Genomic DNA, 15,921 nt, shown 5'->3' on the forward strand with positions numbered 1-15,921 from the left:
TCGGTCGATCCGCCGACCCCCTCCGCCAGGCGAACCTGGCGCCATGATCACCACCGACTCGCTGACGAAGCGCTACGGACCGACCACCGCCGTCGACGACCTCACGTTCACCGCGCGCCCCGGGCGCGTCACCGGCTTCCTCGGCCCCAACGGGTCGGGCAAGTCCACCACCATGCGGATGCTCGTCGGTCTCGCGACACCGACCGCCGGCACCGCGACGATCCTCGGCCGCCCCTACACCGAGCTGCGCAACCCGGGCCGGCACGTCGGCGTCCTGCTGGACGCCTCGGCCCAGCACAACGGCCGGTCCGGCCGCGAGGTGCTCGCGCTCGGCGCCCTGACGATGGGACTGCCGAGGACCCGCGTCGACGAGGTGCTCGAGACCGTCGGCCTCACGGCCAAGGAGGCCAGGCGCCGCGTCAAGGGCTACTCGCTCGGGATGCGCCAGCGCCTGGGCATCGCCTACGCGCTGCTCGGCGACCCGGAGGTGCTCATCCTCGACGAGCCCGTCAACGGCCTGGACCCGCAGGGCATCCGCTGGATGCGCAACCTCCTGCGCAGCCACGCCGAGGCCGGCGGCACGGTGCTGCTGTCCTCGCACCTGCTCAGCGAGGTCGCGCAGGCCGCCGACGACCTCCTCGTCATCGGCAACGGACGGCTGCTGGCCGCCGGCGCCAAGGACGAGCTGCTCGCCACCACCGACATCGAAGAGCTCTTCTTCTCGACCACCGCCAACGACGACCGTTCGGAGCGTGCCGCATGACCACCACCGTCCAGACTGCGCCCGCCGCACCTGATGCGGCGCCCCGTCCCACCGACACCCCCGGGATCTCGCTCGGCCGCCTCGTGCGGGTCGAGCTCCGCAAGGCGGTCGACACCCGCTCGGGCATCGGCCTCCTCGCGGCGATCCTCCTCATCGACCTCGTCGCCGTCGCGATCCTCACGTTCGCGGACGCGACCTCCGAGTTCGGCTTCGAGGGCTACCTCGCGATCCTCATGAACGTGCAGTTCCTGCTCCTGCCGATCGTCGGCGTCATCGCCGCGGCGGGCGAGTGGTCCCAGCGCACCACGCTGCAGACCTTCGCGCTGGAGCCCCGGCGCTCGCGGGTGATCGCGGCCAAGGTTGCCGCCGCGCTCGCCCTCATGGTGCTCATCACCATCGGCACGGTCGTACTCGCCGCCGCGGGCCACGCGGTCTCGCAGGCCACCGGCAACACGACCGAGGGCTGGGGCATCGACCCGCAGATCGCCCTGGGCATGCTCCTCATGCTCACGCTCGTCACCCTCATGGGTGTCGCGTTCGGTCTGCTGCTGCACGCACCGGCGATCGCGATCGTCACCTTCCTGTTCCTGCCGCAGGTCTTCTCGGTCCTGCCGCTGCTCCTGCCGAACCTCGAGGGCTTCTTCAGCTGGATCGACTTCCAGTGGGCCTGGAGCGCACTGTTCGAGGACGGCGGACCGACGGCCGGCGAGTGGGCGCGGATCGCGTCGACCACCGCCATCTGGGTGGTCGCCCCGATGGTCGCCGGCTGGTACCGCACGGTGCGCCGCGAGGCCGCCTGATCCACGTGCGGTGCGTCGCCGGGGGGCTGCGCACCGCACGGACCGGCACGACCGTGCCGGACACGGCGCCTGACCGGGACCACCCGTCGGCGCCCCGCCCGGAGCCCGACCCGTGGAGCGCACCCCGCGGGCCGGGCTCCGGTGCACCTTCGCTCCCGGCCCGCCGCGGCGGGCCGGGAACGGCGCCGACCGGCGTCCCCAGGGGTCGTGCGGTCGGCGGCACCATTCACGCGCGGTGCGGAGTCCTGGGGGACGGCACACCGCGCGGGTCGTCGACGACGACCACGAGGCCCCCGCACCGGGATGGCTACCCGGTGCGGGGGCCTCGACCCGTCGTCCGTGTGGGATGCCCGACCCCGGGGCGGCGGCCCCGGTCGTCGGTCTCCTGGGATGATGGCCGCGTCTCCCCTGGACGAGAGGATCGCGCTGTGCCCCAGATGAACGTCGAGAGCTTCAACCTCGACCACCGCGCCGTGTCGGCCCCGTACGTGCGCGTCGCCGACGTCAAGGAGCTGCCCGGCGGCGCCGTCCTGACCAAGTACGACGTCCGTCTCACCCAGCCCAACGTCGGTCACCTCGAGATGCCGGTGGTGCACTCGCTCGAGCACTCGGTCGCCGAGACGGTCCGTGACCACGCGGACGACGTCGTCGACTTCTCCCCGATGGGCTGCCAGACCGGCTTCTACCTGCTGCGCGCGGCCGCGCCCGACCTCCCCGGGACGATGGACGTCCTCGCTGCGACCCTGCGGGCCGTCACCGAGCTCGACGCCGTGCCGGCCGCCAACGAGGTCCAGTGCGGCTGGGGCGCGAGCCACAGCCTCGAGGGGGCGCGGGAGGCCGCGGCCACGATGCTCGCCGCCCGCGCGCAGTGGGGCCAGGTCTACGCCGACCCCGCCGACGATCTCGCCGCCGGCGGACCGGCCGGGGCCACCGCCACCGGTGCCACCGCCGCCGGGACCGACGACGAAGGACGCCGCTGATGTCCCCCATCGACCGCATCCTCGAGGGGCGCGCCGCCGCCCGCGAGGCTCGCGCCGCGAAGAGCTCGATCGACACCGTCGACGCCGTCGTCCTGTGCGCGATGGGCGAGGAGCTCGCCCCGTTCCTCGAGGACGCCACCGACCCCGTGGAGCTCGACGCGCCGGGCGACGCCCGCGCCCTGCGGGCGACCGTCCGTGGGCTCGACCTGGTGCTCGTCCGCACCCGGGTCGGTCTCGTCAACGCGGCCACCGCCACCACGTGGGCGCTGCTCGGCTACGCGCCGCGCGTCGTCGTCTCCGCCGGTGCGGCCGGCGGGCTGCACCCGGACGTCGAGGTGGGCGACGTCGTCGTGGCCACCGAGCTCGTCTACGGCCAGGCCGACGCCACGGCCTTCGGCTACGCCCGCGGCCAGGTCCCGGGCCAGCCCCCGACGTTCTCCGTGCTCCCCGCGCTCGTCGAGGCGGGGCTCGCCGCCGGACGCAGCATGGGCCAGCCGGTCCGCGAGGGGCTCGTGCTCAGCGGGGACGCCTTCGTCACCGCCGCCAACGTCGACTCCTACCGCTCCGCCTTCCCCGAGGCGCTCAGCACGGACATGGAGTCGACGGCGATCGCGCAGGTCGCCACCGATGCCGGCGTGCCCGTCATCTCGGTGCGCGGCATCTCCGACCTGTGCGGACCGGCGGCCGACCAGGACTTCCACCTCGAGGTCGACCACGTGGCCGGGCTCAGCGCCCGGGTGGTGCTCGGCATGCTCGCCGACTGATCGGACCCGGGCGCCACGACCACCCCGCACGCTCCCGGCCCTACGATCGAGCCACCGCGACCAAGGAGAGACATGCCGGACTGGACCTGGATCCTCGTCGTCGTGGGCGTGCTCGCGCTCGCCGTCGTCGTCGCGCGCACCGTCATCGGCCTCGGGCCGCGCGACGAGGCCGCCGTGTCCGCGACCGCCGTGCACCAGGGGACCGAGCCCGCCCCATCCGGGTCCGCGACGTCGAGCGACGAGGCACCGGACGACGCGACGGCCTCGACCACCTCCGCCGACTGAGCACGGCCGGCTCGACCCATCGCATCGGACGACGCGCCACCAGGAACGCGCGTCAAGGACGCTTGACACACGACGTCAAGGACGTTTGACTGTATGCGTCAAGGTCACTTGACACCGGAGGGTCGGACGACGCGTCGCCCGACCTCGGAGCCCGTCCTGGTCCCGAGCCGTGAAGGAGCCGACGCCATGACCGAGAACGATGTCACCGACGCCGGGGGGCAGGACGCCGCCGCGACCGGGGCCCCGGACGCGCCGTCGCCCGCCGCCGAGCCGCGCCCTCGGGCCGGGTTCGCCCGCTGGGCCGCCGTCGTCGCCCTTACCGTGGCCACGTCCGGAGCCCTCGCCTACGCGGCGACGTTCATCCCGGCCTTCGCGGACACCGGTCGGCCCTGGCTGGTGGCCCTGGTCTTCATGGCGTGCCAGATCGTCCCGATCGGCGCGATCTACTACCTGTGGCTGATCGGACCCACCCTCGAGACCGACCCGCACGCGGAGGAGAGCGTCGAGTCCCGGTGGCTCGAGCGCGCGACCTCGGGGGCCGCCATGGACACGCTCCTCGCGGCGGGCATCGGCACCGTCGCCGTGGTCTTCACGTCGGTCGACTTCCCCGTGGTCTGGGCGCTGAGCGGGGTGGTCGCCCTGCTCATGGGGTCGACGGTGGCCCGCTACGCGATCCTGTCGCGCAGGGGCGGCTGACGGTGCGCAGCTCGGTCGCCGAGCGCCGGGCCGAGCGGGGGATGTCCCAGGCCGAGCTCGCCAGGGAGCTCGGCGTGTCCCGGCAGACGGTCATCTCCATCGAGAAGGGCAGGTTCGATCCGTCGTTACCGCTCGCCTTCCGGCTCGCGCGGGTCTTCGGGTGCGCGATCGAGGACCTGTTCACCCCCGACGACGGGCCCGCCGGCCCCGCCTGACTGCCCGCCGGCCCGATCTGAGAGCTCGCCGGGCCGGTCCGCAGCCGTGGCCGGCAGGTGCGCCTGCTCCCCCGCCCGGTCCGACACCGCGGCCGGCGGGTGGGCCTCCTCGGTCCGGCCGCTGTGCGCGAGGCGCAGCCGCCTCCCCTCTGCCACGAGCCGCTCCCGCCGGGCATGAACCTTGCGCAGCTTGGTGTCGTCCCGCAACGGGAGCTGGAGGGCGACCTCGGCCACCACCCCGCGCCGGAGCTGCCGCACGCGGGCGATCTCGGAGTCCAGGACGGCGCCGAGGAGGATGACCAGGTTCATCACCCACAGCCACAGCAGGAAGATGATGACCCCGGCCAGAGCCCCGTACGTGGCGTTGAAGCGCCCGAAGCTGGTCACGTAGGAGCCGAAGCCCACGGTGGCGATGCCGGCGACGAGGATCGCCAGGGCCGCGCCCGGGCTCATCCAGCCCATCCGTGCGAGACGGGCGTTCGGCGTGAGGTAGTAGAGCAGCGCGATGACCACGATCACCACGAGCAGCAGCACCGGCCATCGCACGACGTTCCAGACCATCACGGCCGTGGAACCGAGCCCGACGAGGTCCCCGATCCAGCGCGCGACGGGACCGCTGACGACCAGCAGCAGGGCCGCCACCCCGACGAGGACCACGAGCACGATCGTCAGGACGTACATCGCCGGGCGGTGCTTCCACAGCGGGCGTCCCTCCTCCATGCCGTAGACGATGTTCATCGCCCGGCTGAAGGCGTACACGTAGTTCGACGCCGTCCACATCGAGACGAGGATGCCGACGACCAGCCCGAGCCCGGCGCCCTGGTTCTCCGTGATCGACGCGACCGGTCCGCGCAGCTGGGCGACCAGCTCGGCGGGCAGCGGCTCCTCGAGCATCGTGAGGATGGCGTTCGTCGTCGTCACGCCCTGGCCGAAGATCCCCAGGACCGAGACGAGGGCGACGAGTGCCGGGAACACCGACAGGACCGCGAAGAACGTCAGCGCCGCCGCCCGGTCGATCAGCTGGTCGTCGATGAACTCGGCGACCGTCCGGCGGGCGACGTACCACCAGGTCGACGGCGTGCCGTCGGCGGGTTCCGGCACCCGGTGCGCGCCCGCTCCCGTCCTCATGTGCTCAGCGTGGCTCAGGAGCGGGCTCGCAGCCGGGACGTCGGGCCGTCGGACCGCCCTCAGGTTCTCGGCGAGCGGGCCCGGCGGGAGGGCCGGACGAGCCCGGCCGGCGGCCGAGCGCTCAGGGCCGTGCGGTGGCCCCCAGCTGGTCGAGGACGAACGCCCACTCCTGGGCCCGCTCGGTCCACCGGTCGTACCGACCCGACCGCCCGCCGTGCCCGGCGACCATCTCGCAGCGCAGGAGCACCGGTCGCTCGGCGGGGTCCGAGGTCGTCACCTCGCGCAGCCGCGCCACCCACTTCGCGGGCTCGACGTACATCACCCGGATGTCGTTGAGCGAGGTGGTGGCGAGGATCGCCGGGTACGCCGCCGCGCGCAGGTTGTCGTACGGCGCGTACGTGGCCATGTAGTCGTAGAACGCCGGGTCGTGCAGCGGGTCGCCCCACTCCTCCCACTCCCCCGTGGTCAGCGGGAGCGAGGGGTCGAGGATCGTCGTCAGCGCGTCGACGAACGGCACCCCGGCGTGGATGACGCGGAACGTCTCCGGGGCGAGGTTCGCCACGGCGCCCATGAGCAGCCCGCCGGCCGAGCGGCCCTGGGCGGCGAGCCGGCCGCGCGCGACGACCCCGGAGTCGAGCAGGTGGTGGGCGGCGTCGACGAAGTCGGTGAAGGTGTTGCGCTTGCGGTCGAGCTTGCCGTCCTCGTACCAGGAGCGGCCGAGCTCGCCGCCGCCTCTGACGTGCGCGACGGCGAACACCACGCCCCGGTCGAGCAGCGGCAGGCGCTCGGCGCTGAAGGCGGGGTCCACCGACACCTCGTAGGAGCCGTACCCGTAGAGCAGCCCGGGCGCGGTGCCGTCGGCCGGGACGTCGGCCCGGTGCACGACCGAGAGCGGGATCCGGGTGCCGTCCTGCGCGATCGCCCATTCGCGGCGCTCGACGTAGCGGCCGGGCTCGTACCCGGGCACGGCCTTCCGCTTGACCACCTCGGACGTGCCGTCCCGCATCGAGTAGGCGGAGACCGTGGGCGGGGTGAGGAACGACTGGGTCTCGAGGAGGAGCTCGTCGGTGCGCCACTCGCGCACGTCGCCCAGCGCCACGGCGGTGAGCTCGCCGTCGACGACGACGTCCCGCGCGGCCCCGTAGGTCGGTGCGCCGCCGGCGGGGCCGGATGCTGAGGTCGGGCCGGCCTCGGCATCGCGGCCGTCCGTGCGGGGCAGGACGCGCAGGGCGGGCAGCCCTCCGGAGCGGAGCTCGACGACGGCGTGGTCGGCGAACGCGTGCGCGAGGAGGATGCGCTCGCCGTCCGCGGAGCGGAGCAGGTCGGTCCAGTCCTCGGGGGACGAGGGGCCGACGGGCGCCGTCGAGAGGGTGAAGTCCTTCTGGTGGAGGTTGTGGACCACGAGGAGGTGGTCACCCGCGACCTCCACCTGGTACTCCAGGCCCGGTCGTCGCGGCGAGACGACCTGCGGGCGGAGCGCACCGCCGTCGAGCGGGACGAGGACCGCCTCGGCCGCCGTGGTCGAGGCGTGGTGGACCACGAGCCAGCGGGCGTCCCGCGAGGTCTCGATCCACGTCCAGTACTTCTCGTCGTCCTCGCGCAGGAGGCGTTCGTCCGACGCGGGGTCGGACCCGACGACGTGGCTCCAGACCTCGTGGGGCCGCCAGGCGTCGTCGGTGCGCACGTAGACCAGGCGCGCGGAGTCCGTCGTCCAGGCCAGCCCGTAGCCGACGCCCCGGACGGCGGAGTCGACGGTCTCCCCCGTGTCGAGGTCGACGACCCGGACGTCGAAGAGCTCGCCGCCGTCGAGGTCGATACCGATCGCGGCGTGCCGGGCGTCGGGGGCGACGACGATCTCGGAGACCTTGAAGAAGGCCCGCCCCTCGGCCTCGGCGTTGCCGTCGAGGACGAGCTGCTCGCCCTCGACCTCGCCGGCGGGGTCCGGGCGGCCGGCCCCGGTGTCGGCCACCCTGTGCCAGGTGGGGTACTGGAGCCCCTCGTGGGTGCGCGTGTAGTACCACCAGCCACGCTGGAGCACCGGCACGTCGGTGTCGGTCTCCTGGGTGCGCTCCCTGATCTCGGCGACGATCCGTTCCTGAAGGTCGGCGAGGTGGGCCGTGCGCGCGTCCGCGTAGGCGTTCTCGGCCTCGAGGTGGGCGACGACCTCCGGGGACTCCTTGTCGCGCATCCAGTCGAAGGGGTCCACGAAGTCGTGACCGTGGTGGGTGCGATGGTGCTCGACGCGCTTCGGGGCGGGCGGCTGCGGGAGATCGGCGGCGGTGCTCACCGCCCGAGGCTACCCACCCCCCGATTCATCGAGCGTGCGGTTTCCGGTCGTCGAGCGTGCGGTTCCTGGTCGTCGAGTGTGCGGTTCCCGGTCGTCGAGTGTGCGGTTCCCGGTCGTCGAGCGTGAGGTTCCTGGTCGTCGAGTGTGCAGACCGAGCAGTGCGACGCGTCAGCCCTGGGGGTGGTAGTTCGCGCCGGGGTACTGCTGCATGCCGGGCTGCTGGCCGCCGTACTGCCCCGGCTGCTGCTGGTAGCCCTGCTGGCCGCCGTACTGCCCCTGCTGCTGGTAGCCCTGCTGGCCGTAGCCGTCGGGCACGGACTGCGCCGGCCCGCCGTACCCCTGCGTGGCGCCGCCGCCCTGCTCGGCCGCCTGCTCGAGCTGCTCGAACTGCTCCTTGCTCAGCGACGTCTGGGTGCCGCAGAAGGTGCACTCCAGGAACCGCTTTCTCGAGACCGGGAACAGCGGGATGAAGAACAGCGTGAACTTCGTGATGAGCAGGAAGAGGTGGTTGGCGGCCGGGTTGTGGCACCGGCTGCAGACGAGGTTGGTGGTCAGGACGTGTCGCCGCTTCGTGCGCGATCCCCAGATGATCATGGCGGAAGACTAGAGCGCGGCACCGCACTCTCCACGCGACCGGTCGGGGAGAGGTTCCCGCGCGCACGGCTGGCGCGCTCGGACGACCGGGCTCTCGCGGTCCAGCCGTCAGCCGTCGCGCTCCCGGCGCTCCCTCGCGAGCCGCATCTCGGCCCAGAGCCCGCTGACCGCGCCGACGATCGCTCCGAGGATCACCCACCGTCCGAGGTCGCCGCGCCACAGCCCCCAGAGCAGGCCGAGGATCGCGCCGACGACGATCGAGATGATCAGCTGGGACCACTGCGGGGGAAGGGGGCGGCTGGCGGGAGCGTCGGGCATGGCTCGACGCTACCCGCCGGAGCAGGCGGGCCCGGTGCGGTCGGTGCCGGGGTGGGAGGGCCGGGCGCGTTCGGTGCCGGCGCGCACCGGCATCAGCCCCCGCATCCCGGTCGTCGCCCGCAGCGTGCCGTGTCAGGGGATCTGGAGCTCGCCCATCTCGTCCCAGCCCTCGCCGTCGACCTGACGGGAGATGATCTGCGGCGTGCTCACCAGGTGCGGGCGCATGGCCTCGAGCCCGGCGGCGAAGTGGGCGCTGCTGACGTGCGGGGCCGCGCCGTCGTCGGTGAATCCCTCGACGAGCACGTACTCCGACGGACGGTCGATGCTGCGCGACCACTCGAAGAAGAGGTTGCCGGGCTCCTGCCGCGTCCGCTCGGTGAACTCCCGGACGATCTCGGGCCAGGCGTCGATGCTCTCCGGCCTGACCTCGTACCTGACGACGATGAAGTACATCGGTGCTCCTTCTACTACTCGGCATTGCCCGGTTCTGATCCGTGCACGAGGGTGGCACGCCCAGCGCGCTCGGGCGTCCCTGTCCGTGCACGCGTCGTGCGAACGTCCGCTCACTCGTGAGGAGGACGTCCGCTCGCTCGTCGAACGCGGACGTGTCCGACGGCGGGGCTCGCCCGGGGTGGTGAGCCCCGCCGTCGGGGGTGGTGCGGGGTGGATCAGCGCTGGATGCCGGGGGTGTCGGTCCCGTCGCCGTCCCAGTCACCGACGAGGATCTCGTCGTCGGGCTCGCCGTAGAGGTGGGTGATCTCGGCGTTCCCGTCGACCAGGTCGTTGCGCAGCAGGTACTCGTTGCCCCGACGCACCGCGAACGTGTCCAGCCCGTCACCGTCCCAGTCACCGACCAGGATCGTGTCCTGGGTCCGGCCGTAGTTGAACACCGTGTCCGCCACGCCGTCGGTCAGCGTGTTGCGCACGTAGTACGTCTTCCCGCGCCGTACCGCCAGGGTGTCGGTCCCGTTGCCGTCCCAGTCCCCGACCAGCACGGTGTCCCCCTCACGGCCGTAGGTCACGATCGTGTCCGCCGGGCCCGGGGTCATCGTGTTGCGCACGTGATAGGCCGCGCCGCGACGCACCGCGAAGGTGTCCGCGCCGTCGCCGTCCCAGTCACCGACCAGGATCGTGTCCCCCGACCGGCCGTAGACCACGACCTCGTCCGCGGACCCGGAACCCAGGCTGTTGCGCACGAAGAACACGTTGCCCCGGCGCAGAGCGAGGGTGTCGGTCCCGTCCCCGTCCCAGTCGCCGACGAAGACCTCGTCCCCGGGCCGACCGAACCGGAACACGTGCTCATGCATCCCACCCCAGTCGTCATCCAGGAAGAACCCGTTCTCCAACGCCGGGGTCGACGAGTACGCCGGCAGGTGGACGTCCACCTCGTGCTCGGCGACCGCGTCGTTGACGGCGAGGGAGACCGTCACCGGCACGTCCGTCTCGCCGGTGGCGTAGCCCGGAGTCTCCCCCTCCTCGACGGTGACGAGCTCACCGTCGACGACGGCGCGACCCGGGATCGCGGTGACGACGCCGGAGGCCGGGTCGACGGTGGCGACGGCGGTCTCGGGGACCTCCGCACCGGCGTCGACAGCGGTCTCGTCGTCGCCGGACCACCGCACGGACACGGGCCAGTCGGCGGGGACCCGGCGCTCGTCCTGGACGATCGTGCCGTCCAGGTCCAGCGGCGAGCCGGCCTCGACGGCCGTGCCGCCCGAGATCTCCAGGGAGTCCACCAGCGGCCGGATCTCGACCTCGGACCACTCGCCGTCGGTGTCGTGCATCCCGGCGGCCGGGTCCAGCCCGATCATCGACCAGCCGGAGAACCCGCCGCGGTCCGGGGTCGAGTTCGGCGACTTCCCGACGTTGCCGTTGGTCAGGTACTCCACGCCGTCACGCGTGGCCATGTCGAACGCGCCCACGCCCGCGCCGACGAACATCGCCGACCGGCCCGAGGCCTCGACCTCACCGAGCCACGTCTCGAGCGTGGCGGCCTCGAGTCGGTCGGCCATCGCCGACGGCGAGCCGGGCAGGAAGTCCCGCGGGGGGTAGTGCGAGAACACCAGCACGCCCGTGATCTCCGGGTCGAGCTGGGCCAGCAGCAGCTGCTGACGCAGCATCACCATCTGACCGAAGTCGTCACCCAGACGACCGGTCGCCGAGTTCAGCGTGATGATCCGCGTCCCCGCCACGTCCCGCACCGTCGACGTCTCACCGAACTCGTCGACGAAGTTGCTGATCGGGCCACCCATGATCTCGTGGTTGCCCGGCACATAGATCCACGGCACCACCGGATCCTCGCCCAGCTCCTCGGTCAGGATCCGACGCGCCAGGTCGAAGTCCTCCGGCGCCGCCTCGTCCGTGAAGTCACCGTTGATGACCAGCAGGTCCGGGTCCGCCGCCACGATCTCCTGCAGACCACGACGCGCGTTCTCCACCTGCGGCGACTCCGGCGCACGCGCCACGAACTGCGCGTCCGACATCACGGCGACCCGCAGGCCGGCGTCGTCGGCCGCGTTCGCGAGCGAGAGCGACGGGTCCTCCCAGACCGGGACCTCGGGCGCATCGGCGATCGGTGCGGCCGTGGCAGTGATGTCGTCCACCCAGACAGTCGTGTCGTAGGTGGTCGCGGAGGCCTCGTAGACCGCGACGTGGCTGAACGTGAGCGGCTGCGCCCAGTCGGTGGGCACCTGGACGGTGATCTCCTGCCACTCCGTGCCGGTGACGGACGGGCCGTAGATGGCCCGGCCCACCCCGTTGGCGTCGACGAAGTAGAAGTAGGTCTCAGGCTCTCCGCGCCCGTCGCCCCGGAACCAACCCGAGACGGACTGGAGCTGGCCGTCGATCGGCTCGAAGTCGTGGTCGTTGGGCGCGAAGTTCATCGTGCGTGTCGCGGTCGAGTCGCTGAACACAGCCTCGCCCTGGATGGCGGCGGTATCCCCCTCGGTCCGGCCCTCGTCGACCATGGTCATCGAGGAGCCGTCGTTGCGGGCACCGTAGTTGTACCAGCCGCCCTCCTCGTCGAAGCTCGTGATCTCGAGGTCGTCGAGCCCGACGAGCACGGCGACCTCGACCGTGATGTCTCCGACTGCGAGCGTGATGTTCGCCGAACCCGAGTCCACGAGGGCGCTGATGTCGAACGTGCTGTCGGTCGCGGGGGTCAGCTCGACGACCTCGTTCGTGCCCTCGACAGTGAGGTCGGCCGGCTCGATCGGAGCGATGTAGCCCTGGGCGTCGTACCCGTAGACCGTCAGTGCCGCCGTCGCGTCGGGGTCGGGCAGCGAGACCACGTTCGACGACACCTCGAGCCGGACGAGCTCACCGAGAACCTCGATGTCGGTCTCGCCGGTGGCGCTGCCGAGCTCGGTCTCGGTCGACACCGAGACGGTCGTGGAACCGCCGGCCGCCGCGGTCAGCAGGCCGTCCTGGTCGACGGAGGCCACCGCCTCGTCGGCGGAGGCCCACGCGTCCGGCGGGGTGTCAACCGGGCGCATCACCTCGTCGTAGCCGAGCGCCACGAGCTGACGGTGCAGACCGGGGAAGACCCGGTTCGCATTGGCTGGGCGCTGCTCGGCACGCACGGTGTAGTCGTGCACGATCCCGGAGCTCGGGCCGACGACGACCCCGATGCCGTTGCCGTCCTCGCGCTCCTCGCCGTCGGAGGGGGTGTTGACGATCTCGTCGTCGGCCTCGCCCGGGCGCTGGGCGTTCATCTGGGTCGAGCCGCCGCCGTCGAGGTTGAGGGCGTTGTACGAGCCGATCTGCTGCATGAACAGGCCGAGCTCGTCGAGGCTCAGGCCCCGCGACACCGCCTGGCGCCCGTCGATGACGACGAGGTAGAGGTGTTCACCGGCCCGGTCCAGGCCCACTGCCGTGCGCGGGTGCACGGTCTGGTCGGTCGCCTCCTGCCGCACGCCACCCTGGAGGATGATGGCGTTGGAGCCGCCGTGACCGCCGAGGGCCAGGACGACCTCGTCCGCGTCGGAGCGGACCGAGTACGTCGCCTGGAGACGGTCGCCGACGGCGAGGGTGCTCAGCCGGTCGGCCAGCTCGCCGGCGGGGGCGACGACGACGCGCATCCCCTCGGGGATCTCGCCCTCGCCGACCGGGGCAGCAGCCTGGGTCACGCGCGACTCACGGTCGATCCACACCTCGACGGCTCCGTCGCGGTCGGCCAGGGAGTTCGCGCGGGCGTATGTTCCCCACCGGTCGGTGAACACCGCGAGGCCCGAGGTGTCCCACGTCGAGGCGTTCACGCCGTGCACGGGAACCTGCCAGCCGGCGTCGGGCGCCACGGCGACGCCCGCCATGAAGACCTCGGTGATGAGGCCCAGGCCCTGGGAGTCGATGACGAGCGCGGCGTTGTCACCCGGGTTCGGCGAGGTCACGATGCCCGCCTCGGGGTCGACACCGATGCCGTTGGCCGACCCGGAGTTGTTGATGTCGAAACCGGACCCGTTGATGCCGGCCACGGCGTCGGCCTCGTCGATCATGTCCGAGATCGTCGAGGTACCGGCGACCTCGCCGGCGTCCATGTAGTCCAGAGAGATCGCCGGGTTCGTCAGGTCGATGTCGAGGATCGCACCGCGCAGCCAGCCGGCCGACTCGAGCCGCTCGAGCTCGGTGAGCACCGCACCCGGGGCGATCCGGGTCGCGGTCTGCTCGCTGACGATCGCGGTGCCGTCGTTGGTGACGTCCAGGTAGTCGTCGGCGACCTCCTCGGGCTCGTCGGGGCCCGGGCCGTCCGTGGCGGTCGCCCCGCCGTCGTCGGGAGCCTCGGGCGCGGCGGGCGCCTCGGGCGCCGCGGAGTCGGTCTCGGCGCCCGCGTCGAGCTCCGCGGTGTCGCCCGGCGTGGGCTGGTCGGGGCCCGGCAGGGGCGTGGCACCGGCGGGGGCGAGCAGGGTCGCGGTCACGCTCGTCGAGGCGAGCAGACCGATGAGGGTGGCGGCGACGCGGGAGCGCCGTCGTCCGGGCACAGCTGACATAACCGTCCTTTGGGAGAACCGGGAAGGGGTGGGGCCATCCCACCGCCACCGGGTGGACCGAACCTGTCGCACGGGTGGACCCGAGGTGTCCTGGAAGCGGCGCGCAGGAGAGGTCGTGCACGACCTGTGCACGCAGGTGGGGACGGGCGTGGAGGACGTTCTCGACGGCGGGACGTTCGTCCCTTCCCCGCCCACGACCGTGGCCCCTGGAGCACCTCCCACGGCGACCGGGCACTGCTCCGACGCCGCACGACCTCCCGACGGAGGCGCGGTGTGAGGGAGGATGGGCGGGATGCGCCCGGCCGGGCACGCGCCCCACGCGGTGCGGTCGGCCGGGAGCGCCCCGACCGTGAGGAGTGACCCCGTGAAGATCGTCGTGCTCGTCAAGCACGTCCCGGATCCGGAGGAGCCGGCGGTGCTCGCCGGCGAGGATCGCCGGATCGTCCGCGAGGGCGGGGTGCTCTCGGAGACCGACTCGCGCGCGATCGCGGTGGCCGAGGAGCTGCGGGGCGACGGCGACACGGTGACCGCCCTGACGATGGGGCCCGCGCTCGCGGAGCCCTCCCTGCGCAAGGCGCTGGCCGCCGGCGCCGACGACGCGGTGCACGTGCTCGACGACCGTCTCGCCGGGGCCGACGCGCTGACGACCGCGCGCGTCCTGGCCGCCGCCGTCACCCGCCTGGACGCGGACCTCGTGCTCGCCGGCAACCTCGCCACCGACGGCATGGGCGGCATGGTGCCGGCGATGCTCGCCGAGCTGCTCGGGCTCCCGCACGTCACGCACGTCGAGGACGTCTCCCTCGACGCCGACGTACTGAGCGCGCGGCGCGTGTCCGGCCCGGTCGCGCGGACCGTCAGCGCACCCGTCCCCCTCGTCGCGTCGGTGGTCGAGCAGGCGGCCGAGCCGCGGATCCCGAACTTCATGGGGCTGCGGTCCGCCCGCACCAAGCTCGTCGAGGTCCTCGGCCTGGACGACCTCGGCCTCGACGTGCCGCGGGCGGCGTGGCGCGTGACCGGCGCCGAGCCCGCGGCCGAGCGCACGCGCGCCGAGCTCGTCACCGACACCGACGAGGCGGTCGAGCGCATCGTCGACCTCCTCACCTCCACCGGCACGATCGGAGCCGCCACGTGACCGTCCTCGTCCTCCTCGAGACCGCCGAGGCGGCGGCTACCGCCGACTCCCTGGCGCTCCTCCCGCTCGCCCGCACCCTCGACGCCGGCGAGGTCGTCGCCGTCGGTTCTGCCCCCGCCGCGGACCACGACGCGATCGCTGCCGCGGCCACGGCCGCCGGGGCCGACGTCGTCGCCCTCGCACCGGTGCCCGGCGCCGAGGTGCTCGTCTCCCCGCTCGTCGACGCCCTCGCCGGTGCCGCCGAGCTGCTCGGCGACGTCTCGGTCGTCCTCGTCCCGGCGACGTCGGACGCCCGTGAGGCGGCCGGCCGGCTCGGCGTGCGGCTCGGCGTCGCTCCCCTGTGGGGCGCCGACCGCCTCACCGCCCCCGGCGGCACGCTCACCACCAGGCAGCCGGTCCTGTGGAACCAGTGGACCGTCACCGCCGAGTCCACCGGCGAGGTGGCGATCATCGTCGTCGACCCCACGACCGACCCGCCCGCGGCGACGCCCGGTGCCGGCCGGCGCCTCGAGCTGCCCGCCCCGACCTCACCTGGCGCGCAGGTCCACGAGCGCGAGGTGGCCACGACCGAGGGCGGCCGGCCCTCCATCACGGAGGCCGACGTCGTCGTGGCCGGCGGTCTCGGCGTGGGCTCGGGCGAGCAGTGGCCGGTCGTCGAGGAGCTCGCGGACGCGCTCGGCGCGGCGGTGGGCGCGACGCGGTCGGCCGTGGACGAGGGCTGGGTGCCGTTCGCCGCGCAGATCGGGCAGACCGGTGAGGTGATCTCCCCGCGCGTCTACATCGGGCTCGGGATCTCCGGCGCCATCCAGCACACGTCGGGCATGCAGCGCTCGGGGACGACCATCGTCGTCAACGAGGACGAGGACTCCCCGCTCTTCGAGCTCGCCGACCTCGGCGTGCTGGGCGACCTGCACGAGATCGTCCCCGCCCTGCTGGAGGCCATCCGCGCCCGCGGCTGAGGGCGGGGAGGTCCG

General features: G+C 73.0%; 14 protein-coding genes and 1 pseudogene. 9 read left to right on the forward strand and 6 right to left on the reverse strand.

Features of this window, described 5'->3' with window-relative positions; genetic code table 11:
• The first annotated feature begins 43 nt into the window (after nt 1-43).
• The 7 genes and pseudogenes from ACPYO4_RS00225 (at nt 44) to ACPYO4_RS00255 (ending at nt 4,503) form a co-directional block, all read left to right on the forward strand.
• On the forward strand, nt 44-763 hold the full coding sequence (locus tag ACPYO4_RS00225; RefSeq protein ID WP_425707191.1) for an ABC transporter ATP-binding protein: 720 nt from the start codon (nt 44-46) through the stop codon (nt 761-763).
• Nucleotides 760-1,563, forward strand: coding sequence for a hypothetical protein (locus ACPYO4_RS00230; protein WP_425707192.1), 804 nt, complete (start codon nt 760-762; stop codon nt 1,561-1,563). The genes ACPYO4_RS00225 and ACPYO4_RS00230 overlap by 4 nt, the downstream gene beginning before the upstream one ends.
• 428 nt (nt 1,564-1,991) lie before the next feature.
• Nucleotides 1,992-2,450: pseudogene (locus ACPYO4_RS00235) on the forward strand (S-ribosylhomocysteine lyase); the annotation flags it as partial.
• Between the two features lie 92 nt (nt 2,451-2,542).
• Nucleotides 2,543-3,307: a 5'-methylthioadenosine/S-adenosylhomocysteine nucleosidase gene (gene mtnN, locus ACPYO4_RS00240; RefSeq protein WP_425707193.1), complete on the forward strand. Its 765-nt coding sequence runs from the start codon at nt 2,543-2,545 to the stop codon at nt 3,305-3,307.
• 72 nt (nt 3,308-3,379) lie between these two features.
• Nucleotides 3,380-3,592 (forward strand): hypothetical protein, encoded by a 213-nt coding sequence (locus tag ACPYO4_RS00245; protein ID WP_425707194.1) that lies wholly within the window; start codon nt 3,380-3,382, stop codon nt 3,590-3,592.
• A 186-nt stretch (nt 3,593-3,778) separates the two neighbouring features.
• A complete protein-coding gene (locus tag ACPYO4_RS00250) occupies nt 3,779-4,288 on the forward strand; it encodes a hypothetical protein (RefSeq protein WP_425707195.1) in 510 nt (169 codons plus the stop codon).
• A gap of 2 nt (nt 4,289-4,290) precedes the next feature.
• Nucleotides 4,291-4,503: a helix-turn-helix transcriptional regulator gene (locus tag ACPYO4_RS00255; RefSeq protein ID WP_425707196.1), complete on the forward strand. Its 213-nt coding sequence runs from the start codon at nt 4,291-4,293 to the stop codon at nt 4,501-4,503.
• Here the strand turns inward: ACPYO4_RS00255 and ACPYO4_RS00260 are convergent.
• The 6 genes from ACPYO4_RS00260 to ACPYO4_RS00285 all read right to left on the reverse strand — a co-directional run bounded on the left by ACPYO4_RS00260 (nt 4,414) and on the right by ACPYO4_RS00285 (nt 13,815).
• The gene (locus tag ACPYO4_RS00260; RefSeq protein WP_425707197.1) at nt 4,414-5,631 is read right to left on the reverse strand and encodes a YihY/virulence factor BrkB family protein; all 1,218 of its coding nucleotides are present in this window, start codon (nt 5,629-5,631) and stop codon (nt 4,414-4,416) included. The genes ACPYO4_RS00255 and ACPYO4_RS00260 overlap by 90 nt on opposite strands.
• Nucleotides 5,632-5,752: 121 nt before the next feature.
• On the reverse strand, nt 5,753-7,918 hold the full coding sequence (locus ACPYO4_RS00265; protein WP_425707198.1) for a S9 family peptidase: 2,166 nt from the start codon (nt 7,916-7,918) through the stop codon (nt 5,753-5,755).
• Nucleotides 7,919-8,086: 168 nt separating this feature from the next.
• Nucleotides 8,087-8,512, reverse strand: coding sequence for a zinc-ribbon domain-containing protein (locus ACPYO4_RS00270; protein ID WP_425707199.1), 426 nt, complete (start codon nt 8,510-8,512; stop codon nt 8,087-8,089).
• 108 nt (nt 8,513-8,620) lie between these two features.
• Nucleotides 8,621-8,830 carry a hypothetical protein gene (locus ACPYO4_RS00275; RefSeq protein WP_425707200.1) on the reverse strand — a complete coding sequence of 70 codons (210 nt, stop codon included), beginning with the start codon at nt 8,828-8,830 and terminating at the stop codon, nt 8,621-8,623.
• A 132-nt stretch (nt 8,831-8,962) separates the two neighbouring features.
• The gene (locus ACPYO4_RS00280) at nt 8,963-9,283 is read right to left on the reverse strand and encodes a putative quinol monooxygenase (protein ID WP_425707201.1); all 321 of its coding nucleotides are present in this window, start codon (nt 9,281-9,283) and stop codon (nt 8,963-8,965) included.
• Nucleotides 9,284-9,498: 215 nt separating this feature from the next.
• Nucleotides 9,499-13,815, reverse strand: a complete 4,317-nt coding sequence (locus ACPYO4_RS00285; protein ID WP_425707202.1) for a phosphodiester glycosidase family protein — start codon at nt 13,813-13,815, stop codon at nt 9,499-9,501.
• A 364-nt stretch (nt 13,816-14,179) separates the two neighbouring features.
• Here ACPYO4_RS00285 and ACPYO4_RS00290 point away from each other — a divergent pair, with 364 nt between their 5' ends.
• Both ACPYO4_RS00290 and ACPYO4_RS00295 read left to right on the forward strand, forming a co-directional pair.
• The gene (locus tag ACPYO4_RS00290; RefSeq protein WP_425707203.1) at nt 14,180-14,947 is read left to right on the forward strand and encodes an electron transfer flavoprotein subunit beta/FixA family protein; all 768 of its coding nucleotides are present in this window, start codon (nt 14,180-14,182) and stop codon (nt 14,945-14,947) included.
• A complete protein-coding gene (locus ACPYO4_RS00295; protein ID WP_425707204.1) occupies nt 14,944-15,906 on the forward strand; it encodes an electron transfer flavoprotein subunit alpha/FixB family protein in 963 nt (320 codons plus the stop codon). The genes ACPYO4_RS00290 and ACPYO4_RS00295 overlap by 4 nt, the downstream gene beginning before the upstream one ends.
• Nucleotides 15,907-15,921: the final 15 nt, after the last annotated feature.

This window comes from Georgenia sp. Z1491, from assembly GCF_049856175.1.
GTDB lineage: Bacteria > Actinomycetota > Actinomycetes > Actinomycetales > Actinomycetaceae > JB111.

Bases quoted from the DNA above. Each gene is read 5' to 3' on its own strand.
- ACPYO4_RS00260 (WP_425707197.1), bottom strand. From the start codon at position 5,631: ATGAGGACGGGAGCGGGCGCGCACCGGGTGCCGGAACCCGCCGACGGC.
- ACPYO4_RS00245 (WP_425707194.1), top strand. From the start codon at position 3,380: ATGCCGGACTGGACCTGGATCCTCGTCGTCGTGGGCGTGCTCGCGCTC.
- ACPYO4_RS00270 (WP_425707199.1), bottom strand. From the start codon at position 8,512: ATGATCATCTGGGGATCGCGCACGAAGCGGCGACACGTCCTGACCACC.
- ACPYO4_RS00275 (WP_425707200.1), bottom strand. From the start codon at position 8,830: ATGCCCGACGCTCCCGCCAGCCGCCCCCTTCCCCCGCAGTGGTCCCAG.
- mtnN (WP_425707193.1), top strand. From the start codon at position 2,543: ATGTCCCCCATCGACCGCATCCTCGAGGGGCGCGCCGCCGCCCGCGAG.
- ACPYO4_RS00230 (WP_425707192.1), top strand. From the start codon at position 760: ATGACCACCACCGTCCAGACTGCGCCCGCCGCACCTGATGCGGCGCCC.
- ACPYO4_RS00225 (WP_425707191.1), top strand. From the start codon at position 44: ATGATCACCACCGACTCGCTGACGAAGCGCTACGGACCGACCACCGCC.
- ACPYO4_RS00280 (WP_425707201.1), bottom strand. From the start codon at position 9,283: ATGTACTTCATCGTCGTCAGGTACGAGGTCAGGCCGGAGAGCATCGAC.
- ACPYO4_RS00285 (WP_425707202.1), bottom strand. From the start codon at position 13,815: ATGTCAGCTGTGCCCGGACGACGGCGCTCCCGCGTCGCCGCCACCCTC.
- ACPYO4_RS00250 (WP_425707195.1), top strand. From the start codon at position 3,779: ATGACCGAGAACGATGTCACCGACGCCGGGGGGCAGGACGCCGCCGCG.